The sequence below is a fragment of the Pseudomonas sp. genome, from assembly GCF_030683065.1.
GTDB lineage: Bacteria > Pseudomonadota > Gammaproteobacteria > Pseudomonadales > Pseudomonadaceae > Aquipseudomonas.
Genome location: NZ_JAUXMX010000004.1, coordinates 1 through 23,585 on the forward strand (window position 1 = coordinate 1; position 23,585 = coordinate 23,585).

Genomic DNA, 23,585 nt, shown 5'->3' on the forward strand with positions numbered 1-23,585 from the left:
GTTCGCCTTCGCCGACGTGACCATGGGCCTGCTGGCCATCGCCAACCTGATCGCCCTGGCCCTGCTGTTCAAGGTCGGCCTGCGTCTGATGCGCGACTACGACAAGCAGATCAAGGCAGGTGTAGAGGTGCCGGTCTTCGACCCGAAAGACTTCGCCGATCTGGATCTCGATCCAAAGGCCTGGCCTGCCCAGCAGTCGGCACCCGCGCCGCACACCCTGAATTCCGACATCGGCCACAGCGTGCACCAGCGTTGAACCGCTAACAACGTGATAAACAGGGGGCCATGGCCCCCTGTTTTTTATCTGAGCGCCAGTGATCATGCTCCCGCTTACAGCGGCGGCTGCACGGCGGTACTCGATATGTTCACAACCTCTGAGGAGAGCCGTCATGGCTATAACAAAACTCCTGGTGCTCTACACCGGCGGCACCATTGGTATGCAAATGAGCGCGGATGGTCTGGCGCCCGCCGCAGGCTTCGAGGCGCGACTACGTGCCCAGCAAGCGCAAGAGCAACAACAGCTGCCAACATGGCTGTTCCGCGAACTGCTGCCGCCGATCGACAGCGCCAACATGAGCCAGGCCAACTGGCTGGCGATGGTCGCGGCGATTCGCGCCGGCATCGAGCAGGACGGCTGCGACGCGGTGCTGGTGCTGCACGGCACCGACACCCTGGCCTACAGCGCCGCGGCGCTGAGCTTCCTGCTGCTCGGCCTGGCGGTGCCAGTACTGCTGACCGGTTCGATGCAGCCGGCCGGCGTGCCCGGTAGCGATGCCTGGGCCAACCTGTTCGGCGCCATGCAGGCGCTGCAGCAGGGTGTTGCGCCCGGCGTACAGCTGTACTTCAACGGCTCGCTGATGCATGGCGCGCGGGTCAGCAAGCTGGCCAGCGCCACTTTCGGTGCCTTCGCCGAGCTGCCGCGCCAGCGCCAGAGCCTTCGCGCCGAGCGTATTCCCGCCAGTCTCGATTACCGCCAACCGCGCCAGCCGGTGAACCTCGCCGTGTTGCCGTTCTTCCCCGGCATCCAGGCGGCGCAGGTCAGCGCCCTGCTCGACAGCGGCGTACGCGGGCTGCTGCTGGAGTGCTACGGCAGCGGCACCGGACCATCGGATGACGCCGCGCTAATGGCCACGCTGAGGACAGCCCATGAGCGCGGCGTGGTGCTGGCGGCGATCAGCCAGTGCGCCCATGGTCATGTCGAGTTCGGCGTCTATGCGGCGGGCAGCAAGCTGGCCAGCGCCGGTTTGGTCTCGGCCGGTGGCATGACCCGCGAGGCCGCACTTGGCAAGCTGTTCGCCCTGCTCGGCGCCGGCCTGAGCCAGGCCGAGGTGGAGCACTGGTTTGCCCTGGACTTGTGTGGCGAGCGCGCCGACTAGCAGGCTTACTGCCCCGCCAGCCAGTCGCGGTCGGTCAGGAAATACTCGGTCAGGCGCGCTTCTTCGCTGCCTGCTTCGGCCTTCCAGTCATAGCCCCAGCGAACATGCGGCGGCAACGACATGAGGATCGACTCGGTGCGCCCACCGGACTGCAGACCGAACAGGGTGCCGCGGTCGTAGACCAGGTTGAACTCGACGTAACGACCACGGCGGAAGGCCTGGAACTCGCGCTCACGCTCGCCGTAGGGGGTCAGCTTGCGGCGCTGTACGATCGGCAGGTAGGCCGCCAGGTAGGCATCGCCGATGGCGCGCATAAAGGCGAAGCTGGTGTCGAAGTCCCACTGGTTCAGGTCATCGAAAAACAGGCCGCCAATCCCGCGTGGCTCGCCGCGGTGCTTGATCTGGAAGTAGCGGTCGCACCATTCCTTGAAGCGCGGGTAGACGTCGGCGCCGAAGGGCGCGCAGGCCTCGAAGGCAACCTGGTGCCAGTGCACGCAGTCTTCTTGATTGGCGTAATAGGGCGTCAGGTCGAAGCCACCACCGAACCACCAGACCGGCTCCTCGCCTTCCTTCTCAGCGCTGAAGAAGCGCACGTTGGCATGCGAGGTGGGCACATAGGGGTTTTCCGGGTGGATCACCAGCGACACGCCGAGCGCCTCGAAACCGCGGCCGGCCAGCTCAGGCCGGTGGGCACTGGCTGACGGCGGCAGGCTGTCACCAAACACATGGGAGAAGTTGACCCCGCCCTTTTCGATCAGCGCGCCATTCTCGATCACCCGCGTGCGCCCGCCGCCGCCGGCCGGGCGCTGCCAGCTGTCCTCGAAGAATTCGGCACCGCCGTCCTCGGTTTGCAGGGCGGCGCAGATACGGTCTTGCAGGTCGAGCAGATAGGCCTTTACGGCCTCAGTACGGTCACTCACGGCGGCACCTTAAGAGCAGTCAGGCCAGCTGAGGGGTTGCCCAGCCGGCGAAATCGGCGCCAAGCATAACATTTGCCCAGCCACCCTCGCAGTTGACGCCGCTCAAGCGAAACGATTGGATAGATGCCCGCGACCCGTCCTCATCGGCGGTTTGATCGCCCCCTTCGCAGCAAGGAGCCTTGTATGGCCAAGCGTATTCAATTCAGCAGCCACGGCGGCCCCGACGTCCTCGAGTACCGCGACTATCAGCCCGCCGCCCCCGGGCCCCATGAGGTTCGCGTGCACAATCAGGCAATCGGCCTGAACTTCATCGACACCTACTTTCGCAGCGGCCTGTATCCGCCACCGGCCATGCCGTCGAGTCTGGGCAACGAAGGCGCGGGTATCGTCGAAGCCGTCGGTTCGCAGGTCAGTCAATACCAGGTCGGCGACCGCGTGGCCTATGCCACCGCCCCGCTGGGTGCCTACAGCGAACTGCACGTGCTGCCGGCCAACAAGCTGGTCAAGCTGCCGGACGCGATCAGCTTCGAGCAGGCCGCCGCGGTGATGCTCAAGGGCCTGACCGTGCAGTACCTGTTGCGCCAGGTATTCGTGCTCAAGGGCGGCGAAACCATCCTGTTCCATGCCGCCGCCGGTGGCGTCGGCTCCTTCGCCTGCCAGTGGGCCAAGGCGCTGGGGGTGCAATTGATCGGCACCGTCAGCTCGGCCGAGAAAGCCGCGCGCGCCACAGAGCAGGGCGCCTGGGCGACCATCGACTACAGCCACGAAGACGTGGTCCAGCGCGTGCTGGAGTTGACCGATGGCCGCAAGTGTCCGGTGGTGTATGACGGCGTCGGCAAGGACACCTGGGAAATCTCCCTCGACTGCGTGGCCCCACGCGGCCTGCTGGTCAGCTTCGGCAACGCCTCGGGCGCGGTGACCGGGGTCAACCTGGGTATTCTCGCGCAGAAGGGCTCGCTGTTCGTCACCCGGCCGACGGTGGCCGGCTACGCCGACACGCCCGAGCGCTTGCAGATGATGGCCGACGAACTGTTCGGCATGATCGAGAGCGGCCAACTCAAGGTCGAGATCAGCAACCGCTATGCACTCAAGGACGCCGCCGCCGCGCAAGCCGCCCTGAGCGCCCGGCAGACCACCGGCTCGACCATTCTGCTGCCGTAAGACGGCGCGCCCCCGCGTTAGCGTTATCCTACGGGGCGCGTGCGGCATAAAAATCGGCGGATTTACGCCTAGCATTCGATATAAACAAGCGTAAATCCGCCTATTGATGATAGATACATGCAGGCAAAGCCCTCTAGAACGGGCCTTGCAACCCTTGGCACGGCATCTGCTATAGCTCTGGTACGCCAAGCGTGTGGTTTACGCTGGCGACTAATAAGAAAGACCAGAGGTGAGCCCATGAACTGCCGTACTTCCCCCCGCGAGCGCGTCTCGCCCAGCTTCGCTATGCCGCCTCTGACGTGCCAGGCCTCGGCCGGGCGCAGGCATTCGCCACTTTCGCCCAACCTGATCAAACCCCAGACCTGCCCATCCGCTGCGGCGGCTGAGCATCGTCTACAGTAAAAAAACGCTGCATAAAGCCATAACAATGACGGAGATACTCCATGCGATTGACCAAGCGTTTCAGCCTGCTCGCTGCTGCCGCGGCCTTGACGGCCAGCACTGCCGCCTTTGCCGCACCGACCTTTATCAACATCCTCACTGGCGGCACCAGCGGGGTCTACTACCCGATCGGTGTGGGCCTGTCGCAGCTCTACAGCACCGGCATCGACGGCGCCAAGACCTCGGTGCAAGCAACCAAGGCCTCGGTGGAAAACCTCAACCTGCTGCAAAGCGGTCGCGGCGAGCTGGCCCTGGCCCTGGGTGATTCGGTCGCCGATGCCTGGAATGGCGTGGAAGACGCCGGCTTCAAGGTACCGCTGAAGAAGCTCCGTGCCATCGCCGGCACCTACCCGAACTACATCCAGATCGTTGCCAACAAGGAAGCCGGCATCAACACCCTGGCCGATCTCAAAGGCAAGCGCATCTCGGTCGGCGCGCCGAAGTCCGGCACCGAGCTGAATGCTCGCGCAATCTTCGCCGCGGCGGGTCTGAGCTACGAAGACATGGGCAAGGTCGAGTTCCTGCCGTACGCCGAGTCGGTCGAGCTGATCAAGAACCGTCAGCTGGATGCCACCCTGCAATCCTCGGGTCTGGGCATGGCGGCGATCCGCGATCTGGCCGCCACCCTGCCGATCAACTTTGTCGCCATTCCGGCCGAGGTCACCAGCAAGATCGACAACGCGGCCTACCTGCCAGCAGTCATTCCAGCCGGCACCTATGACGGCCAGGACAGCGACATCGCCACCGTGGCGATCAACAACATCCTGGTCAGCCATGACGGCGTGTCCGAGGAAATCGCCTACCAGATGACCAAGCTGATGTTCGACAACCTTGAGCGCCTGGGCAACGCCCATTCCGCAGCCAAGGACATCACCCTGGAAACCGCCGCGAAGGATCTGCCGATCCCGCTGCATCCGGGTGCGGAGCGCTTCTACAAGGAAGTCGGCGCCCTGTAAGGCTGCCGCAGGGTTGGCTGGGTAGCATGGGTTGAGTACAGACGGTCGTAGGATGGGTTAGCCGCGCAGCGGCGTAACCCATCAAGCGATGTCGAAGGCGAGCGCCCATGCAGCATGGGTATCGCTTCGCTCAACCCATCCTACCCGGCTACCCAGGCACCACTATCTGTAGAGCCGCGAATAAAACCAGCGTACGCAGTACGGCAGGTTTTGTTGGCGACTCTTGCACCCTATCGACGTTGTAATGAGGGCATTGGCTCCATGACTGAACAAAACCACGGCCTTGCGGCAGGTCCGGGCGAATGGCCGAAAGCGCTGTTTTACGTGGCGCTGCTGTTCTCGATCTTCCAGATCACCACAGCGGCCTTTCATCCGGTGTCCAGCCAGATCCTGCGTGCGGTGCATGTCGGCTTTCTGCTGCTGGTGGTCTTTCTCAGCATCCCGCTGGTTGGCAAAAACAAGCCTTGGCAACCCCTGGCCTGGGTGCTGGGCCTGGTCGGCATGGGCACGGCAGCCTACCAATGGGTGTTCGAGGCAGACCTGATTCAGCGCTCGGGCGACCTGACCAGTGCCGACATGGTGGTCGGCCTGGTGCTGACGGTGCTGGTGTTCGAAGCCGCACGGCGGGTGATGGGCATCGCCCTGCCGCTGATCTGTGGGCTGTTCCTGGCCTATGGCCTGCTCGGCCAATACCTGCCCGGTGACCTGGCGCATCGCGGTTATGACCTGGATCAGGTCGTCAACCAACTGGCCTTTGGCACTGAAGGTTTCTACGGCACCCCGACCTATGTGTCGGCCACCTATATCTTCCTGTTCATCCTGTTCGGCTCGTTCCTTGAGCAGGCAGGCATGATCAAACTGTTCACCGACTTTGCCATGGGCCTGTTCGGCCACAAGCTCGGTGGCCCGGCCAAGGTCTCGGTGGTGTCTTCGGCGTTGATGGGCACCATCACCGGCTCGGGCGTGGCCAACGTGGTCACCACCGGCCAGTTCACTATTCCGCTGATGAAGCGTTTCGGCTACAAGTCGGCATTTGCCGGCGGCGTCGAGGCGACGTCCTCCATGGGCAGTCAGATCATGCCGCCAATCATGGGCGCCGTGGCATTCATCATGGCCGAAACCATCAATGTGCCCTTCATCGAGGTGGCCAAGGCCGCCCTGATTCCGGCACTGCTGTACTTCGGCTCGGTGTTCTGGATGGTCCATCTGGAAGCCAAACGCTCCAACCTTAAAGGCTTGCCGAAAGACCAGTGCCCCAACCCCTGGGCGGCGGTGAAAGAGCGCTGGTACCTGCTGATCCCGCTGTTCATCCTCATCTACCTGCTGTTCTCCGGGCGCACGCCGCTGTTCTCCGGGATGGTCGGCCTGGCCCTGACGGCCATTGTCATTCTCGGTTCGGCGATCATCCTGCGGGTGTCTTCCTTTGCCTTGCGCATGGCCTTCTGGATCGCCCTCGGCCTGCTCTGTGCTGGCTTCTTCCAGCTCGGTATCGGCGTGGTGTTCGGCGTGGTCGGACTGCTGGTAGCGATCTGCTGGTTTATCAAGGGCGGTCGCGACACCCTGGTGATCTGCCTGCATGCGCTGGTCGAAGGCGCACGCCACGCAGTACCTGTAGGCATTGCCTGCGCCCTGGTCGGGGTGATCATCGGCGTGGTGTCACTGACCGGGGTGGCGTCGACCTTCGCCGGTTACATTCTCGCTATCGGCCAGGACAACCTGTTCCTTTCGCTGATCCTCACCATGCTCACCTGCCTGGTACTGGGCATGGGCATTCCGACCATTCCCAACTACATCATCACCAGTTCGATTGCTGCGCCCGCGCTGCTGGAACTGGGCGTGCCGCTGATCGTCTCGCACATGTTCGTGTTCTATTTCGGCATCATGGCCGACCTCACCCCGCCGGTGGCGCTGGCCTGTTTCGCGGCGGCGCCAATCGCCAAGGAAACCGGGTTGAAGATCAGCCTGTGGGCAATACGTATCGCCATCGCCGGTTTCATCGTCCCCTTCATGGCCGTGTATGAACCGGCGCTGATGCTGCAGGGCGATAGTCTGCTGGCCACCCTATACGTCGTGTTCAAGGCGGCGGTAGCGATCGGTATCTGGGGCGCAATTTTCACCGGCTTCCTGCACTGCAAGATGGCCTGGTGGGAGCGGGCACTCGGCTTCGCGGCGGGTGCCAGCCTGATTCTGGCCACGCCGATGAGCGACGAGATCGGCTTCGCCCTGGCGGCGCTGTTCATCGCTCAGCACTTCTGGCGTGCCCGGCGTGCCCAGGCGACGCTGGCGTGATCGGATTGTGCATGGGCCTGGCGGGCGTGGTGTGGGCTGAGCTGCCCGTACCAGCCTTCACCCTGGCCTGGCAGCACACCATTGAGAAAGTACGCTGGGAAGAGGATTACCGCGTTACGCCAGAGGGCTTGTTGCTCGGCGAGGCGCGGGTCAAAGGGTCTGGTGCCGGCATGGAAATTCCTGCCGACGCCGAACTGCGTGAGGGCAGCTGGCATTACCAACGCCAGCTAGCGCCCCTGCAACCGCTGCGCCTGGGGCGAACCCCCGAGGCAGGGGATTACCAACTGTGTTTCAACCAGCGTTGTCGCTCGATGAGCGACTGGCTCGGCCCGCCACAAGCGACCGAGCCGGCGTTGGAACTCTGGAGCTGTGAGCTGAGCCCCCCTGGATCCTCCGTGGATCCAGGCCAGGACAACGGTTAAGACCGCGTCCGCTCCCAAGGCCACAAGCCCTGGTCGTCGTAGAGGAGAACCCCCATTTGGCGCAGGCCGGTGGGGGTTTTGTTCTTTAAGGCTGGGCTCGGATTTATGCCGAGTCGGGTGTGCGGGGCCGCCTAGGCCGTGCGCACCAATATTCTGCAACCTGCGTTGGTGCGCACGGCGCACCCTACGGGGCAACCCAGTCTTGGGGCAGAGCCTTGCTTATGGCATGGGGTTGGTTATCTTGACGCCCCTCGCGTGCCAGTCCTCGCCCGCGAGCTGTGCCCCCCGTTTTTCGTGATTACAGAGCAGCAAGCCGATGACCTACACCACCTATTACCTGGACATGCAGCACCCCGAGCAGATCCGCGCCAAGCCGCTGCCAGCCGGGCTGAGCGTGGTGGAGTGCCAGCACAAGCAGTTCCAGCTCAACCGTTTTCTCTACCAACTGGTTGGCGAGCCTTGGCAGTGGACCGACAAGCTGAGCTGGAGCGATACGCAGTGGCGCGAGCTGATCGAGCAGCCCAATCACCGCACCTGGGTGGCCTATCACCAGGGTGCAATTGCCGGCTACTACGAGCTGCTGCGCGATACCGAAGGCGCAGTGGAGATTGTCTATTTCGGCCTGGCCGAGGCCTTCTTCGGTCAAGGTTTCGGCGGCCCGCTACTGACGCACGCCTTGCAATCGGCCTGGGCCTGGCCGGGCACCACCAGGGTCTGGGTGCACACCTGTAGCCTCGACCACCCCAGCGCCCTGGCCAACTACCAGGCCCGCGGTATGCAAATCTATCGCGAGGAAGCGACGCTCTAGGCTGGGTTGAGCGCATGGCAGGTCATGGGGGAATGCGTGGATGTGTGGTGCGCCGTAACCCATCGCGGGCCCCGAGACCTTCATCGGTCTCGGGGCCCAATCCTGGGCCACAGCGGCGCGCGAGCAAGGCACGCATGATTTTTTGCGGATGACGTTTATGAATGACTGCGCGGCGTTTTGAGTGCGGGCTGGGCGCTGGCCTGTCTGTACCCTTCTGAGCCAGAGCGGAGTTGGCCCGGTTATCTGTCAGTGGGCGTATCCGCCGTTTGCCCACCAGGGCATGTCAAGCGAAGCAAGGAGTACTGCGAATGGCTAACTATCCACCCAAGGACACCACACCGTCCGCCGGCATCCCCGCACCGAGTGGGGCAAGCAACCTGATCGACACCGACTACGTCATCGGCCAGGACAATATCAAGGGCAAGTTCCTTTTCAACCTTGATATTCATGGCAAGGTCTTCAGTATTTCCGCGTTGCTGACCGTGCTTTTCGTGGTGCTAACCCTGGCCCTGCAGAGCGAGGTCGAGCCACTGTTCACGGCTGTGCGCAACTGGCTGACCGGCAACCTGGCCTGGTTCTTCCTCGGTTCGGCAAACATCTTCGTGGTGCTGTGCCTGGGGCTGATCGTCTCGCCGCTGGGCAAGGTGCGTCTGGGCGGCAAGGAGGCGACGGCGGATTACACCTACACCGGCTGGTTCGCCATGCTGTTCGCCGCCGGTATGGGCATCGGCCTGATGTTCTACGGGGTGGCTGAACCCATGTCGCACTTCTCCTCGGCCATGGGCGGGGTCAGCGTCGAGAACGGCCTGCGCACTGACTGGGCACCGCTGGGCGCCGCGGCCGGTGATGCCCAGGCGGCTGCCAGCCTGAGCATGGCCGCCACCATCTTCCACTGGGGCCTGCATCCCTGGGCGATCTACGCCATCGTGGCCCTGGCCCTGGCGCTGTTCACCTTCAACAAGGGTCTGCCGATGAGCATCCGCTCGATCTTCTATCCGCTGCTGGGCGAGCGGGTGTGGGGTTGGCCGGGCCATGTGATCGATATCCTCGCGGTGCTGGCCACCCTGTTCGGCCTGGCCACTTCGCTCGGTATCGGGGCGCAACAAGCGGCAGCCGGCATCGAATACCTGTTCGGCATCACGGCCGACAACACCAGCATGGTGCTGTTGGTCACGGGTATCACCGCACTTGCCCTGCTCTCGGTAATGGCCGGCCTGGACAAGGGGGTCAAACGCCTGTCGGAAATCAACATGGTGCTCGCGGCCATGCTGCTGCTGTTCATCATCGTGGTGGGGCCGACCCTGGCGATTCTCACCGGCTTCTTCAGCAACCTGGGGAGCTACCTGACCCATCTGCCGGCCCTGTCGAACCCGTTCGGCCGTGAAGATGCCAACTTCAGCCAGGGCTGGACCGCCTTCTACTGGGCCTGGTGGATCAGCTGGTCGCCCTTCGTCGGCATGTTCATCGCCCGGGTCAGCCGTGGGCGCACGGTGCGCGAGTTCCTGATCGCCGTTTTGCTGGTCCCCTCGATGGTCTCGGTGCTGTGGATGACCGCCTTCGGCGGCACGGCCCTGGGCCAGCTCTTCAACGATGGCTTCACCGGAGTGCAGGACGCGGCGCTGGAGCTGAAGCTGTTCGCCATGCTCGGCGAACTGCCGCTCACCGAGATCAGCTCCTTTCTCGGTATCGTCCTGGTGATCGTGTTCTTCGTCACCTCCTCGGACTCCGGCTCCCTGGTGATCGACACCATCACCGCTGGCGGCAAGGTCAACGCGCCAGTGCCGCAGCGAGCCTTCTGGGCGATTCTGCAAGGAGTGGTAGCCATCGCCCTGTTGCTCGGCGGCGGCCTGGTGGCTCTGCAGGCCATGGCGGTGTCCGCCGGTCTGCCGTTTACCATCGTCCTGCTGGTGGGCTGCGTGTCTGTCGTCAAAGGTCTGATGAGCGAGCCGCGCTGACTCTTGGGTGCGCCCCGCGTATTGGCGTCGAGGCCGGTGCGCGCGGCGCACCCTACCGATAGGCCGCGTGCCTGCGTAGGGTGCGCTGTGCGCACCGCGTGGCCCGTTGTTCCCGGATTGCGCCAAGGCTTATCCGGGCTACCCGTCTAGCACACTTCTCTGCCGGGTCCGCTTCGCGGCTCAGGCCGCTCCTGCCCAGCCTTTCAGTTCCACAAATCCCCCACCGGGGTGGTCGGCGGATAGTGGGTGGCGCTCTGCGCTTGCAGCAACTCCGCAGTCGCCAGGGCATCGGTCAGCGCATGGTGGGCCTGGTAAAGCGGCAGGCCGTAGCGCAGACGGCTGTCGGCCAGGCGGATCGATACTGTCTGCTGGTCGAGCAACTGACGCAGCCAGCCGGGCCTGCGCTTACGCGGGTGCAGCCGGACTTCCAGCTGCATGGTGTCGATCACCGGGAATTGCAGCCCTTCGCCGAGCAGATGGCGCACGGCCTGATCGAGAAAACCGCGTTCGATCGGGCGGTAGTGCACCACCATGATCTTGCCGGCCATGGCCGTCAGCAGCTGTTCGAGCACGGTCTCCAGGCTCGGCGCGCTTTGGATGTCCGAGTGGGTGATGTGGTGGAAGGTGACCGACTGGCTGCTCAGTTCGCCCGCCGGCTTGACCACCCAGTAGTTGGCTTCGCGGCAGCGAATGCGGCGCAGGTTGAAAAGCACCAGGCCGAGGCTGACGATCGAATCACGGCAGCTGTCCAGACCGGTGGTTTCGACATCCAGGGCCAGCAGCGGTACCTGTTCCAGGGGAGTGTCTGCGCTTACCGTGCCGGCCTGGTAGAAGCGCGCCAGGCGCGGGTCGCGGGCGTCCTGCCCCAGCTGAGCGAACAGCGCCGGCCAGTCGGGCGGCTCGCCAGGGCTGTGGCGTCTCATAGCGGCATATTCTGCGATTGCCCCGGGTAGCGGAAGCGCAAAAATTTCTGCGCATTGCTCAGCACCTGGAAGGACGATTTGAGGTTCTGCCGGTCGCTGGCGGAGACCTTTTCCGGTTCGATGTAGTTGTCCGGCTCGCGGCCTTCCTGCAAGTCCATGGCCTGATGACGGATGCGCACGATGGAGAGGAACTCCAGGGCGTAGCGCAGCTGAGTGATGGCCTCCTCGGTGAGCAGCTTGGTGGCGGCAATGGCGTCCAGGCGCTCCAGCGAGTTCTGTGCCTTGGAGCCGGCAGCCAGGGCATGCACCCTTATAAGGTCGGTGAGCGGCGCAGTACCCCGGCCCTTGAGATTGATGATGTTGTTATGCTGACCGTCCTTCTCCATCACGAAGGTACGGAAGAAGCCCAGCGGCGGAGTACGGTTGAGCGCATTGCGTGCCAGGCTGGCGAGAAACAGCGGGCTGTGGCTGGCTTTCTGCGCCACCAGCACCTTGAGATTCTCGACCAGCTCGGCCTCGCCGTAGATGCTGTCCAGGTCGAAGAAGATGCAACTGTTGAGCAGGGTCTGCGGATTAGGTCGCTCGATCCACTCGGTGAAGTAGCCCCGCCAGACCCGAAGCGGCTGACGCCACTGGGGGTTGCTGGCCATGATCCCGCCCTTGCAGTACGTGAAGCCGCAGGCCGCCAGGCCGTCGCTGACGAACTCGGCGAGTTGCTGAAAGTAGTGGTCGTGGACCCGCGGGTCGAAGCGGTTGTCGAGCACCAGGGCGTTGTCCTGGTCGGTGACGATCAACTGCTCGGCGCGGGCCATCGAGCCCAACACCATGAAGCAGTAGGGCACCGGCGGTGGCCCCAGCTTTTCCTCGGCCAGTTCCAGCAGACGCTGGGTCAGGCTACGGCCGATGCCGGACATGGCGCTGCCGATCATGTGGGCAGTGGCCTGCTCATTGACCAGGCGCAGGAAGGTGGCGCGCAGGTCCGGCACCAGGGCCTGCAACTCCGCCACCGACTGCCGGTTGAAGATGCTGTTGACCAGATACAGGCTGCTCTGCGACTCGTACTTGATGATGTCGGCCAGGTTGATCACCCCGATCGGCCGCTGGCGATGCACCACCGGCAGGTGGTGGATGTTGTGGCGGAGCATGCACAGCATGGCCTCGAACACCGAGTCGTCGGCCTGGATGGTGATCGGGTTGGGCGACATTATCTGCTCGACCGGAGTGTCCAGGGCGAGGCCCTCGGCCAGTACCCGGCTGCGCAGGTCACGGTCGGTGGTAATGCCGGCCATCGCCTGGCCCTGGCCGGGGTTGCCTGGCGGTGAGCCGAGGATCACCAGGGAAGACACCCCATGCTCGGTCATCACCCGTGCCGCATCCTGAACCGAGGTGCCCAGTGGCACGCTGACAGTGCGCCGGGTGACCAGCTTGCGTACCTCGGTCTTCATCAGTTCGCTGGCATTGCCCTGAGGTTTTTCCACCGACTTCAGCCGCGACTGACCTTCGGCCTCGACGAAGTCGGCGAACGCGTCATGCGCCTCGCATAACTGCTCAAACAGCTGGCCGGGTATGAAATAGATCAGGCTGTCCTCGATCGCCCGGGCCGGCAGGCGAACTTTCTTGCCGCGCAGCAAGCCGAATTGGCCAAACACTTCGCCTTCGGCCAGGCGGTTGTAAAGCTCGCCGTTACGCCGGTAGATATCTACCGCGCCGCTGCGGATGTAGTGCAGGTCCTGGATCGGAGCACCGTAGAGCAGGATGTCGCTGCCGGCCTTGAAGTAGCCGACCTCGATCTGTTGGGCGATCTGGTCGAGGACCTCGTTCGGGAGTCCATCGAAAGGGGCGAAGCGACTCAGGTGGTCGCGTATTTCGATCAGCTCGACTTGCATGCAGGGGTCCTGGCGGGCGCGTACGGAACTATTGAAGCATGCGCCCGGCAGGGCGGGCATGGGCAGAGTTGGGCGCACGCCTGCACCGGTCGTTGTCAGGCAGCTGGGCGTCGGTTGCAGGCAGGAATGGCCCCCGCATCTGGACGCATACCTGCAGAGCTAGCGCAAAAATGTGACCCCGACGAATGCGCTGTGCGCGTCTCAATATTGAAAAACCTGGCCCTGTGTCTGCTGCCCGCGCTGGCCACGGCGCAGGAGACCGGCCTGTGGGAAATCAGTTCGCGCAAAATGCTCGAGCAGATGAACAACCTGCCGCCCGAGCAGCGCCAGATGATGGAGCAGGTGTTGGCCCAACAGGGTGTGCAACTCAGCGGCCAGGGCGTACGGCGCAGATAAAACGCCCCTGCAAGACCCCAAGTCCGGTTGTAGCCAGCGCCACGCGGTGGACGTTCCGCTTCAGTTGCCCGGATGGACAGGGCGAGGGTGAGGCGCACTTTGTCAGCGACCGGGAGTTCAACACCCAGCCTATGGCGGCCAGAGCAGCAGCATGCGAAGCCATGCGCGCTGGATTTCCAACGATTGTGGCGGCGTGCAACCAGGCTGATCTGCGGCTGCGTCACCCTCGTTGGCTGCGTTCGCTATCAATAGCCACATCAAACGATAATAAACCTCAATTGCATTGACGAGGACAACAAACTGCTGCGAAAATTCAATCGATAATTATTAGCGTTTGCATTCGAGGGGATTTGAACACTCGAGGCGCCCTGCTAATGAACACCCCCTGCACACAAGGACGATCCTGCAGGGCATTCGATATTCGTATTGGGGAGAGTCCTTGTGATGTGCAGAAAGACCCGCTTGGCCGTGGCCATCGCCGCCGTTTGCAGTTTCAACCACGCCCTGGCTGACGACGGCGCGGCGGTACAACTCGACGCCCAGACCGTAGTCGGCAGCAGCGACAGCGAGCAGCCAGACAGCTACAAGGCCGCGCCAAGCAGCGCCGCGACCAAGCTGGACCTGACCCCGCGGCAGACCCCGCAGTCGATCTCCACCATCAGCGGCGCGCAGTTGCAGGACTTCAAGTTAAGCAGCGTCAATGACGCGCTGAAGATGGCCCCCGGCATTCAGGTGCAGGAGGTCGAGACCGACCGCACCTACTACACCGCCCGCGGCTTCGATATCACCAACTTTCAATACGACGGCATTGGCATTCCCTTCGTCTACGGCAACGTCGAGGGCGATCTGGACACCGCAATGTTTGAGCGGGTGGAGGTGATTCGCGGCGCCAATGGCCTGATGTCCGGTACCGGCAACCCCTCGGCCACCATCAACTTCGTGCGCAAGCGCCCGACAACCACGCCCCAGGCGCGCATCGACCTGACCGGCGGGTCCTGGGACAAAAGGCGCATCGACACCGATGTGTCCGGCCCACTGACCGAGTCGGGCAATATCCGCGGTCGTGCGGTCTACGCCCATGAGGACAAGAATTCCTACCTGGATAGGTACTCGCGCGAGAAGAACATCTTCCATGGCGTGCTGGAAATCGACCTCAGCGACGAAACCCTGTTCACCATCGGCCACACCCTGCAGAAGAGCGACGCCGACTCGCCGCTGTGGGGCGCCCTGCCGCTGAACTACAGCGACGGTTCGAAGACCGATTACTCGCGCTCTACCAGTACTTCGTCGGATTGGGCTTACTGGGACGTGCAGGAGAACCGCACCTTCGCCGAGCTGGCCCAAGACCTGGGCAACGGCTGGCAGGCCAAGGCGGTGCTGACCCATGTGCAGAAAGAGGGCGACGGCTCGCTGTTCTACGTCTACGGCGAGCCGGACCGCGACACCGGTCTGGGCCTGTTCAGCTTTCCGTCCGAGTACCAGGACAAGAACACTCAACTGATCGGCGACCTGCAGCTCAGCGGCGCCTTCGGCCTGGGCGGCCGCGAGCACGACGCAGTGCTCGGCGCCAGTTGGTCGCGCTCGGAGCTGGAGGATATGTCCTGGTACGACTCCAGCACCGGCACCGCGTTGCCACCACTTGAAGAGTGGAATGGCAACATCGGTGAACCGCTGAACGATGCCGGCACCAACGGCAGCGATTTCACTGATCGCATGCAGAGCGTCTACGGTGCCGCACGCTGGAGTCTGACCGATCGACTCAATCTGATCACAGGTGCACGGGTGGTCGATGTGGAAAGCAGTGGCGGCAACTACGGCGCGGACAAGACCACCAAGTACAGCAGCGAGATCGTGCCTTACGCCGGCCTGGTCTACGACCTCACCGAACAGTACTCGGTCTACGCCAGCTACACCGAGATCTTCGACCCACAAACCGAGACCGATATGAGCGGCTCGCGTCTGGCACCCGTGGAAGGGGTCAACTACGAAGCAGGGATCAAGGGCGAGCTGTTTAATGATCGCGTTAATGTTTCCCTCGCGGTGTTCCGTACCGAGCAGGATAACCTGGCCGAGTTCGTCGCGATGGTTGCGGGCAAGAACCGTTACCGCGCCGTCGACGGGATCACCAGCGAGGGCTACGAGCTGGAAGTCTCCGGCGAACTGCTGCCGGGCCTGCAGGCGACGGCCGGCTACACCTTCGTCGATATCACCGACGCCGATGACCGGCATACGCAAACCCACTCACCTAAGCATCTGTTCAAGACCGCCACAACTTATCGTGTTCCGGGTCTGGAACAGCTCAAGGTCGGCGCCAGCCTCAACTGGCAGGACGATATCCACAACGGCATCGCCGAGCAGGACGCCTATGCCCTGGTCAACCTGATGGCCAGCTACGACATTGATCCAAACTGGAGCGTCTCGGCCAACCTCAATAACGTCACCGATGAGAAGTACCTGACCAGCCTCTACTGGACTCAGGCCTATTACGGTGCGCCGCGCAACGCCAGCATGAGCGTCAGCTGGAAATACTAGAAAGCTGCCGTGCCAGCGCCACACCGGTGCTGGCGGGGCGCGACTTACCGTGACGAGATAGCCCATGCGTGCCTCACTGGTTCTTCTACACCGTTGGTTCGGCCTGTTTATCGCCGTGTTCCTGTTCGTCTCCGGCCTGACCGGGGCGATCATTTCCTGGGATCACGAGGTCGACGAATGGCTTAACCCACAGCTGTTCGAATCCCGCAGTGCCGGGCAAATGCAGTCGCCCGAGGCTCTGGCCGCGCAACTGGAAGCACGCGACCCACGGGTGCAGGTCGGCTTTATGCCGCTGTATACAGAGCCGGGCCACGCCTTCGGCCTCAGCGTCAATCCGCGCATCGACCCGGCCACCGGCAAAGCCTACGTACTGGATTTCAACCAAGTGGCGCTCGACCCGGTGACCGGCGAGGAGCAGGGTCGGCGCATGTGGGGCGCGGTGTCGTTAAGCCGTGAAAACCTGATGCCGTTCCTCTACAAGCTGCACTACAGCCTGCATATCCCCGACGGCTTCGGCATCGAGCTGGGCATTCTGCTGTTTGGCATCATCGCCATCGTCTGGGCCCTGGATTGCTTTATCGCTCTGTGGCTGTCGTTTCCCAGCTGGCGTGCCTGGCGCAAGTCCTTCGCCTTTCGCTGGCAGCAGGGCGGCTACAAGCTCAACTTCGACCTGCACCGCTCCGGTGGTGTGTGGATCTGGGGCCTGCTGCTGATTCTGGCGGTGACCTCGGTGTCGATGAATCTCAATGTGCAGGTGACCCGGCCGCTGGTCGAGCTGTTCTCGCCGCTGACCCCCAGCCCTTTCGCCAGCCGCACCCCGGTCAGCCTCGATCAGCAGATACAACCGGCCATCAACCGCGCCGCAGCGGTCAGCCTGGCGGCAGTCGAAGCGGCGCGCCTGGGCCTGGAGAATCCCGCTGGTGGGGTGTTCTATTCGCCGGAGTTCGATGTCTACGGCGTGGGTTTCTACACCGCGGAAAACGACCACGGCGACGGCGGCTTGGGCAATCCCTGGCTGTACCTGGACGGGCAGACCGGCGCCCTTGCGGGCAGCCAGATTCCGGGCACGGGCAGCGCCGGGGATATCTTTATGCAGGCGCAGTTCCCGCTGCACTCCGGGCGCATTATCGGCATGCCGGGGCGCATTCTGGTGTCGCTGCTGGGCCTGGCGGTGGCCATGCTGTCACTGACCGGGGTGGTGATCTGGGCGAAGAAGCGCCGCTCGCGGGTGCGTAGCGAGCAGCGCAATCGACAGGCGCTGGGCGAGACGTCAGCCGCCTGCTAGAGGATCGGCGAGATCAGCCGCGCCACGCGCATGCCGAGCTGTTGCAGGCGATGCAGGTTGTGGCGGTCGGCGCCTATGAGTTCGCGGCAATTGCGCAGGTCTTCTTCGAGCATCTGCTCAACCTCGGCGGCAAAGCCGGCGTCGAAAGTCAGCAGGCTGATCTCGAAATTCAGGCGGAACGAGCGATTGTCCAGGTTGGCGCTGCCGATGACCACGACGCTGCTGTCGATCAGCATGACCTTCTGGTGCAGGAAGCCCGGCTGGTAGCGGAACACCCGGACTCCGGCGCGCAATGCTTCGAAGGCATACAGGCTGGAGGCGGCGTAGACCACCCGGTGGTCGGGCCGCGCCGGCAGCAGGATGCGCACGTCGACGCCGCGCAGCACGGCCAGGCGCAGGGCGGCGAACAGCGCCTCGTCAGGGATGAAATAGGGGCTGGTGATCCACACCCGCTCACGGGCGCTGTTGATCGCTTCGACGAACAGCAGCGCGCAGGTTTCCTGCGGGTCGGCCGGGCCGCTGGCGATCACCTGGCAGAGCATGCCGTCGTCCGCATAGGCCTCGGGCAGCAGCAACGGCGGCAGTTGGTGGGTGGCCCAGAACCAGTCTTCGGCAAAAGACTCCTGCAAGCAGGCGACCACCGGCCCGCGCACCTCGACATGGGTGTCGCGCCAGGGCGCCAGCGGCGGCTTGTGGCCAAGGTATTCGTCGCCGACGTTAAACCCACCGAGAAAACCGCACTCGCCATCGACCACCACTATCTTGCGGTGATTGCGAAAGTTCAGCTGGAAGCGGCTGAGCAGCCCGCCGCCAGTGGGGAAGGCGCGAACCTGCACACCGCCGGCACGCATTTTTTCGCTGAAGTGGCGCGGCAGGGCGTGACTACCAATGCCGTCGTAGAGCACGAAAACCTGGACCCCGGCAGCCGCGCGCTCCAGCAGCAGGTCGCGCAGGCGCCGACCGAGCTGGTCATCGCGGATGATGAAGAACTGCAGCAGGATCACCTTGCGTGCCCCGGCCAAGGTAGCCAGGATCGCGTCGAATACCGCCTCGCCATCGATCAGCAGTTGCACCTGATTGTTCGCCAGACAGGGCATGCGGCCCAGTCGCGGCAAGGCGCGCAGTTGCTGGTAAGCCGGCGACGCGCTGGCGCTCAGGGCTTCGTCGACCCAGGGCCGCCAGTTCAGCTCGGCCATGGCCTGGTGCATCTGCTTGTCGGCGTGGCGCCGGCCCTTGATGTAGGCATCGAAGCGGCTGCGGCCAAAAACCAGGTAAGGCAGCAGGGTCAGGTAGGGCATAAAGAACAGCGACATCGCCCAGGCCAGAGCGCCCTGGGCGGTACGCACGGTCAGTACGGCATGCACCGCCGCGAGCATGCCGAGGGCGTGGATCGCGGCGATCAGGTAGGCGAACAGATGGGGGATGCCGAAATCCAGAGGCATGGCGGTTCCTGTGTGTTGACGCAAGATTACTGCTGTCACGGGTGCCTTTGCAGTGTGGCATCAACGGAGGGACATGCGCCAAGTCTCGATTCGGCAGGCGGCGCGTTTGGCCGACTAATGACGCTCCACAACACGCAGACCAGGGCTTTGACTGTTACTCTTACCGGCTAACCGGAAAAAACTCCGGTCGCGATGAGTTGTAAGTGGGGCGAATCCGTCCTTCTTGTGCTTGCCAGCGAGTTAAATGCCTCAAGGAGAACTCCACATGGACAAACCCCCTTTGCATGACACGACGCCACAGCCAGAAGCGGAAAAACCAGGTGGTATCCCGGCTCCGAGCGGGGCCGCCAATCTGATCGATACCGACTATGTCGTCGGCCAGGACAACATCAAGGGCAGGTTCCTGTTCAACCTGGATATCCACGGCAAGGTCTTCAGTATCTCAGCCCTGACCGTGGTGCTGTTCGTGGTTCTGGCGCTCGCGCTACAGAGCGAAGTAGAGCCGCTGTTCAGTGCCATACGCGGTTGGCTAACCAGTAACCTGGCCTGGTTCTTTATCGGCTCAGCCAATATTTTCGTGCTGCTTTGTCTGTTCCTGATCGTCTCGCCGCTGGGCAAGGTGCGCCTGGGTGGCAAGGACGCGACCCCCGATCACTCCTATTCCGGTTGGTTTTCCATGCTGTTTGCCGCCGGCATGGGTATCGGCCTGATGTTCTATGGCGTGGCCGAGCCGATGTCGCACTTTTCTGCGTCCATGGGCGGGGTCAGTCTCGGTGAAGATGGCCTGCGTACCGACTGGGCACCGCTGGGCGCCGCCGCCGGCAATACACAGGAAGCCGCGAGCCTGGCGATGGCTTCCACCATCTTCCACTGGGGCCTGCACCCCTGGGCGATCTACGCGATTGTGGCGCTGGCACTGGCATTGTTCTCGTTCAACAAGGGCCTGCCGCTGAGTATTCGCTCGATCTTCTATCCACTGCTCGGTGAGCGGGTGTGGGGCTGGCCTGGGCATGTGATCGATATCCTCGCAGTCTTCGCCACCCTGTTCGGCCTGGCCACGTCTCTGGGCTTGGGCGCCGAGCAAGCGGCAGGCGGCCTCGATCACCTGTTCGGCATCACCGCGACCAATACCAGTAAGGTACTGCTGATCGTTGGCATTACCGCGATTGCCTTGTTGTCGGTACTGGCCGGCCTGGACAAGGGGGTCAAACGCCTGTCCCAGCTGAACATGATCCTGGCGATCCTGTTGCTCGGCTTCATCATTGTGGTCGGCCCAACGCTGGCGATCATCACCGGTTTCTTCAGCAACCTGGGGAGCTACCTGACCCATCTGCCAGCGCTGTCCAACCCCATTGGCCGCGAAGATGCCAACTTCAGTCAGGGCTGGACTGCCTTTTACTGGGCCTGGTGGATCAGCTGGTCGCCTTTCGTTGGCATGTTCATCGCGCGGGTTAGCCGTGGGCGCACAGTGCGTGAGTTCCTGGTGGCGGTGCTGCTGGTGCCTTCCCTCGCGTCGGTATTGTGGATGACCGCCTTTGGCGGTACCGGCATCGGCCAGTTGGTTGGCGATGGCTTTACCGGGGTGCAAGATGCCGCGCTGGAGCTGAAGCTGTTCGCCATGCTGGCGCAACTGCCATTGGCCGAAATCACCTCCTTTATCGGCATCCTCCTGGTAATCGTGTTCTTCATCACCTCATCTGACTCAGGGTCGTTGGTGATCGATACCATCACCGCTGGTGGCAAGATCAACGCCCCAACACCCCAGCGGGTGTTCTGGGTGATCATCGAGGGGGTCATTGCCATCGCCCTGCTGCTTGGCGGTGGCCTTGTCGCGCTACAGGCGATGGCGGTATCCACCGGCTTGCCGTTCACTATTGTGCTGTTAGTGGGCTGTGTGGCAATCGTCAAAGGCTTGATGAGCGAGCCGCGCTGATCGCAGCTGCCGGGTAATGCAAAAGCGCGCCTTCGGGCGCGTTTTTTGTGGGTGACATTATCCAGAGCAGGGTCGGCAGCAATCATTGTGGGAGGGGCTTTAACCGCGATGCTTTTGGCCCACTGGTTAAGCGTTCGCGGCTAAAGCGGAGCGTCACTCCAGCCCCTTCTACAAGCTGATGCGCAGCAACCCGCTTAACTCCACAACTCGCCAATCGGTGTAGTTACCGAGTAGTGGGTGGCTATCTGCGCCTGCAACAGCTCCGCCGTGGCCAGGGCGTCGGTCAGGGCGTGGTGCGCCTGGTAAAGCGGCAGGCCATAGCGCAGACGGCTGTCGGCCAAGCGGATGGACGTTGGCTGACGACCGAACAGGCGATCAAGCCAGCCCGGTTGGCGCTGGCTACGGTGCAGCCGGGCCTCCAGTTGCATGGTGTCGATCACCGGGAAATGCAGCGCCTCACCCAGATGCTGACGGACCGCCTGGTCGAGAAAACTGCGCTCGATCGTGCGGTAGTGCACCACCATCACCTTACCGGCCATGGCGGTCAGCAGCTCACCAAGAATGGTCGTCAGCCTGGGGGCGTCGCGGATGTCGCTATGGGTGATGTGATGGAAGGTGACCGACTCGCTGCTCAGCTCGGAAACCGGCTTGACCACCCAGTACAGGGCCTGGCTGCAACGAATACGCGCCAGATTGAAGGGCACTAGGCCGAGGCTGACGATCGAGTGGCCATTGCAATCCAGGCCGGTGGTTTCCACATCTAGGGCCACCAGCGGCACCTCCTCCAGCGGGGTGTCGGCGGCGACCACGCCGGCCTGATAGAAAGCCGCCAGGCACGGATCCTTGGCCGAGTGTCCGAGCTGGGCAAAGATGCTCTGCCAGTCCGCAGGCACAGCAAGAGCGGTTTTACGCCGAACACCGAGCAGCTTCACAGGGTGCCGCTCGCCGGGTAACGGAAGCGCAGGAATTTCTGCGCATTGCTGAGCACCTGAAAGGCTTCCTTGAGGTTGTGACGCTCGCTGGCGGAGATTTTTTCCGGCTCGATGTAATTGTCTGGCTCGCGGCCTTCCTCAAGGTCCATGGCCTGATGGCGTATGCGCACAATGGAGAGGAACTCCAGGGCGTAGCGCAGCTTGCTGATGGCTTCCTGGGGCAGCAGCTTGGTCGCGGCGATGGCATCCAGCCGCTCATTGGAGTTCTGCGCCTTTGAGCCGCAGGCCAGGGCGTGCACACGGATCAGGTCGGTAAGCGGCGCAGTACCCCGGCCCTTTAGATTGATAATATTGTTCTGCTGGCCATCCTTTTCCATCACAAAGGTACGGAAAAATCCCAGCGGCGGAGTGCGGTTAAGCGCATTACGCGCCAGGCTGGCGAGAAACAGCGGGTTCTGACTGGCCTTTTCCGCGAGCAGATCCTTGAGACTCTCCACCAGATCGGCTTCGCCATAGACGCTGTCGAGGTCGAAAAAGATGCAACTGTTGAGCAGAGTCTGCGGGTTGGGCCGCTCGATCCACTGGTTGAAGTAGCCCTTCCACACCCGCAACGGCTGACGCCACTGCGGGTTGGTGGCCATGATGCCGCCCTTGCAGTAGGTGAAACCGCAAGCCGCCAGACCATCACTGACGAAGGTCGCCAGCTTGAGGAAGTACTCATCGTGGATCCGTGGATCGAAGCGGTTGTCGAGAACCAGAGCGTTGTCCTGGTCGGTGACCACCAGTTGCTCGTCACGCGCCATCGACCCCAGGGCCATGAAGCAATAAGGCACCGGCGGCGGGCCGAACTGCTGCTCGGCCAGCTCCAGTAGACGCTGGGTGAAACTACGGCCGATGCCCGATATGGCGCTGCCGATCATGTGCCCGCTGGCTTCGTCGCTGACCATGCGCACGAAGGTGGCGCGCAGGTCGGGCAGCAGCGCCTTGAGCTCGGCCACTGATTGTCGGTTGAAGATGCTGTTGACCAGGTACAAGCTGCTTTGCGACTCGTACCTGATGATGTCCGCCAGATTAATCACCCCCACCGGCCGTCTGCGATAAACCACCGGCAAGTGATGGATATTGTTACGCAGCATGCACAGCATGGCCTCGAAGACCGAGGCATCAGCCTGCAGGGTGATCGGGTTGGGCGTCATCACCTGGCTGACCGGGGTGTCGCCGGCCAGCCCCTCGGCCAGCACGCGGGTGCGCAGGTCACGGTCGGTGACGATGCCGACCATCACCTGGCCCTGCTCGCTCGCCGGTAACCGAGCGGGCTCGGGGTCGCTGGCGTGCGGGTCGACGATCACCAGGGAGGACACGCTCTGCTCGGTCATCACCCGTGCGGCCTGTTGCACCGAGGTGTCCAAGGGCACGCTGACCGCCTGCCGGGAAATCAGCCGGCGCACCTTGATCTTCATCAGTTCGCTGGCCTTGCCCTGACTGTCCACCGCCGACTTGAGGCGCGATTGACCCTCGGCCTCGACAAAGTCGGCGAAGAATTCATGGGCTTCGCAGAGCTGCTCGAACAGGCTGCCGGGAATGAAATAAATCAGGCTGTCTTCGATCGCCCGGGCCGGCAGGCGCACCTTGTGCCCGCGCAGCAGGCCGAACTGACCAAAGATGGCACCCTCGGTCAGGCGGTTATAGAGGGCGCCGGTGCGCCGGTAGATTTCCACCGCGCCGCTGCGTACATAGTGCAGGTCGTGAATTTCCGCACCGAAACTAAGGATCTCGGTGCCAGCTTTGAAGTAGGCGACTTCGACCTGGCGGGCGATGTCGTCGAGGGTGTCTTCGGGTAGACCATCGAAGGGCGGGAAGCGGTGCAGGTGGTCGCGTATCTCGATCAACTCGATCTGCATACGGTCCTCTTGAAAGGTGGGCGGTCA

At 63.0% G+C, this 23,585-nt stretch carries 18 protein-coding genes; 12 read left to right on the plus strand and 6 right to left on the minus strand.

The window, feature by feature from the left end; genetic code table 11:
• The coding region (locus Q8K09_RS00260) for an alanine:cation symporter family protein (RefSeq protein ID WP_305252834.1) at positions 1-256 on the plus strand (256 nt) is incomplete at its 5' end.
• Positions 257-389: 133 nt separating this feature from the next.
• Complete coding sequence (locus Q8K09_RS00265; RefSeq protein ID WP_305252835.1) at positions 390-1,376, plus strand: asparaginase; 987 nt, start codon at positions 390-392, stop codon at positions 1,374-1,376.
• 5 nt (positions 1,377-1,381) lie between these two features.
• Here the strand turns inward: Q8K09_RS00265 and hemF are convergent, their stop codons facing one another.
• Positions 1,382-2,296 (minus strand): oxygen-dependent coproporphyrinogen oxidase, encoded by a 915-nt coding sequence (gene hemF / locus Q8K09_RS00270; RefSeq protein ID WP_305252836.1) that lies wholly within the window; start codon positions 2,294-2,296, stop codon positions 1,382-1,384.
• Positions 2,297-2,479: 183 nt separating this feature from the next.
• On the opposite strand from hemF, the gene Q8K09_RS00275 reads away from it, so the two are divergent.
• The 6 genes from Q8K09_RS00275 to Q8K09_RS00300 all read left to right on the plus strand — a co-directional run bounded on the left by Q8K09_RS00275 (position 2,480) and on the right by Q8K09_RS00300 (position 10,328).
• A complete protein-coding gene (locus Q8K09_RS00275; RefSeq protein WP_305252837.1) occupies positions 2,480-3,457 on the plus strand; it encodes an NADPH:quinone reductase in 978 nt (325 codons plus the stop codon).
• Between the two features lie 443 nt (positions 3,458-3,900).
• Positions 3,901-4,854, plus strand: coding sequence for a TAXI family TRAP transporter solute-binding subunit (locus Q8K09_RS00280; protein WP_305252839.1), 954 nt, complete (start codon positions 3,901-3,903; stop codon positions 4,852-4,854).
• A gap of 261 nt (positions 4,855-5,115) precedes the next feature.
• Positions 5,116-7,143: a TRAP transporter permease gene (locus tag Q8K09_RS00285; protein ID WP_305252841.1), complete on the plus strand. Its 2,028-nt coding sequence runs from the start codon at positions 5,116-5,118 to the stop codon at positions 7,141-7,143.
• The gene (locus tag Q8K09_RS00290) at positions 7,140-7,565 is read left to right on the plus strand and encodes a DUF1850 domain-containing protein (RefSeq protein ID WP_305252843.1); all 426 of its coding nucleotides are present in this window, start codon (positions 7,140-7,142) and stop codon (positions 7,563-7,565) included. Before Q8K09_RS00285 ends, Q8K09_RS00290 begins: the two co-directional genes overlap by 4 nt.
• Before the next feature lie 316 nt (positions 7,566-7,881).
• A complete protein-coding gene (locus tag Q8K09_RS00295) occupies positions 7,882-8,373 on the plus strand; it encodes a GNAT family N-acetyltransferase (protein ID WP_305252845.1) in 492 nt (163 codons plus the stop codon).
• A 308-nt stretch (positions 8,374-8,681) separates the two neighbouring features.
• Positions 8,682-10,328: a BCCT family transporter gene (locus tag Q8K09_RS00300; RefSeq protein ID WP_305252847.1), complete on the plus strand. Its 1,647-nt coding sequence runs from the start codon at positions 8,682-8,684 to the stop codon at positions 10,326-10,328.
• Between the two features lie 203 nt (positions 10,329-10,531).
• Here the strand turns inward: Q8K09_RS00300 and Q8K09_RS00305 are convergent, their stop codons facing one another.
• Positions 10,532-11,251, minus strand: coding sequence for a 3'-5' exonuclease (locus Q8K09_RS00305; RefSeq protein ID WP_305252849.1), 720 nt, complete (start codon positions 11,249-11,251; stop codon positions 10,532-10,534).
• Complete coding sequence (locus Q8K09_RS00310) at positions 11,248-13,137, minus strand: DUF294 nucleotidyltransferase-like domain-containing protein (protein ID WP_305252851.1); 1,890 nt, start codon at positions 13,135-13,137, stop codon at positions 11,248-11,250. The genes Q8K09_RS00305 and Q8K09_RS00310 overlap by 4 nt, the downstream gene beginning before the upstream one ends.
• 192 nt (positions 13,138-13,329) lie before the next feature.
• Here Q8K09_RS00310 and Q8K09_RS21210 point away from each other — a divergent pair, with 192 nt between their 5' ends.
• The 3 genes from Q8K09_RS21210 to Q8K09_RS00325 all read left to right on the plus strand — a co-directional run bounded on the left by Q8K09_RS21210 (position 13,330) and on the right by Q8K09_RS00325 (position 17,350).
• Positions 13,330-13,533: a hypothetical protein gene (locus tag Q8K09_RS21210; protein ID WP_370869465.1), complete on the plus strand. Its 204-nt coding sequence runs from the start codon at positions 13,330-13,332 to the stop codon at positions 13,531-13,533.
• Between the two features lie 444 nt (positions 13,534-13,977).
• The gene (locus tag Q8K09_RS00320; protein ID WP_370869468.1) at positions 13,978-16,065 is read left to right on the plus strand and encodes a TonB-dependent siderophore receptor; all 2,088 of its coding nucleotides are present in this window, start codon (positions 13,978-13,980) and stop codon (positions 16,063-16,065) included.
• Positions 16,066-16,129: 64 nt separating this feature from the next.
• Positions 16,130-17,350: a PepSY domain-containing protein gene (locus tag Q8K09_RS00325; RefSeq protein WP_305252855.1), complete on the plus strand. Its 1,221-nt coding sequence runs from the start codon at positions 16,130-16,132 to the stop codon at positions 17,348-17,350.
• On the opposite strand, the gene cls is transcribed toward Q8K09_RS00325, so the two are convergent.
• Positions 17,347-18,786 carry a cardiolipin synthase gene (cls, locus tag Q8K09_RS00330; protein ID WP_305253072.1) on the minus strand — a complete coding sequence of 480 codons (1,440 nt, stop codon included), beginning with the start codon at positions 18,784-18,786 and terminating at the stop codon, positions 17,347-17,349. The two genes, Q8K09_RS00325 and cls, sit on opposite strands and share 4 nt — an antisense overlap.
• 271 nt (positions 18,787-19,057) lie before the next feature.
• On the opposite strand from cls, the gene Q8K09_RS00335 reads away from it, so the two are divergent.
• The gene (locus Q8K09_RS00335) at positions 19,058-20,725 is read left to right on the plus strand and encodes a BCCT family transporter (RefSeq protein ID WP_305252857.1); all 1,668 of its coding nucleotides are present in this window, start codon (positions 19,058-19,060) and stop codon (positions 20,723-20,725) included.
• A gap of 194 nt (positions 20,726-20,919) precedes the next feature.
• On the opposite strand, the gene Q8K09_RS00340 is transcribed toward Q8K09_RS00335, so the two are convergent.
• Positions 20,920-21,657: a 3'-5' exonuclease gene (locus tag Q8K09_RS00340; protein WP_370869466.1), complete on the minus strand. Its 738-nt coding sequence runs from the start codon at positions 21,655-21,657 to the stop codon at positions 20,920-20,922.
• Positions 21,654-23,558, minus strand: coding sequence for a DUF294 nucleotidyltransferase-like domain-containing protein (locus tag Q8K09_RS00345; protein ID WP_305252859.1), 1,905 nt, complete (start codon positions 23,556-23,558; stop codon positions 21,654-21,656). The genes Q8K09_RS00340 and Q8K09_RS00345 overlap by 4 nt, the downstream gene beginning before the upstream one ends.
• Positions 23,559-23,585: the final 27 nt, after the last annotated feature.

Bases quoted from the DNA above. Each gene is read 5' to 3' on its own strand.
- Q8K09_RS00265 (WP_305252835.1), top strand. From the start codon at position 390: ATGGCTATAACAAAACTCCTGGTGCTCTACACCGGCGGCACCATTGGT.
- Q8K09_RS00275 (WP_305252837.1), top strand. From the start codon at position 2,480: ATGGCCAAGCGTATTCAATTCAGCAGCCACGGCGGCCCCGACGTCCTC.
- Q8K09_RS00280 (WP_305252839.1), top strand. From the start codon at position 3,901: ATGCGATTGACCAAGCGTTTCAGCCTGCTCGCTGCTGCCGCGGCCTTG.
- Q8K09_RS00285 (WP_305252841.1), top strand. From the start codon at position 5,116: ATGACTGAACAAAACCACGGCCTTGCGGCAGGTCCGGGCGAATGGCCG.
- Q8K09_RS00295 (WP_305252845.1), top strand. From the start codon at position 7,882: ATGACCTACACCACCTATTACCTGGACATGCAGCACCCCGAGCAGATC.
- Q8K09_RS00300 (WP_305252847.1), top strand. From the start codon at position 8,682: ATGGCTAACTATCCACCCAAGGACACCACACCGTCCGCCGGCATCCCC.
- Q8K09_RS00305 (WP_305252849.1), bottom strand. From the start codon at position 11,251: ATGAGACGCCACAGCCCTGGCGAGCCGCCCGACTGGCCGGCGCTGTTC.
- Q8K09_RS00310 (WP_305252851.1), bottom strand. From the start codon at position 13,137: ATGCAAGTCGAGCTGATCGAAATACGCGACCACCTGAGTCGCTTCGCC.
- Q8K09_RS00320 (WP_370869468.1), top strand. From the start codon at position 13,978: ATGTGCAGAAAGACCCGCTTGGCCGTGGCCATCGCCGCCGTTTGCAGT.
- Q8K09_RS00325 (WP_305252855.1), top strand. From the start codon at position 16,130: ATGCGTGCCTCACTGGTTCTTCTACACCGTTGGTTCGGCCTGTTTATC.
- Q8K09_RS00335 (WP_305252857.1), top strand. From the start codon at position 19,058: ATGGACAAACCCCCTTTGCATGACACGACGCCACAGCCAGAAGCGGAA.
- Q8K09_RS00345 (WP_305252859.1), bottom strand. From the start codon at position 23,558: ATGCAGATCGAGTTGATCGAGATACGCGACCACCTGCACCGCTTCCCG.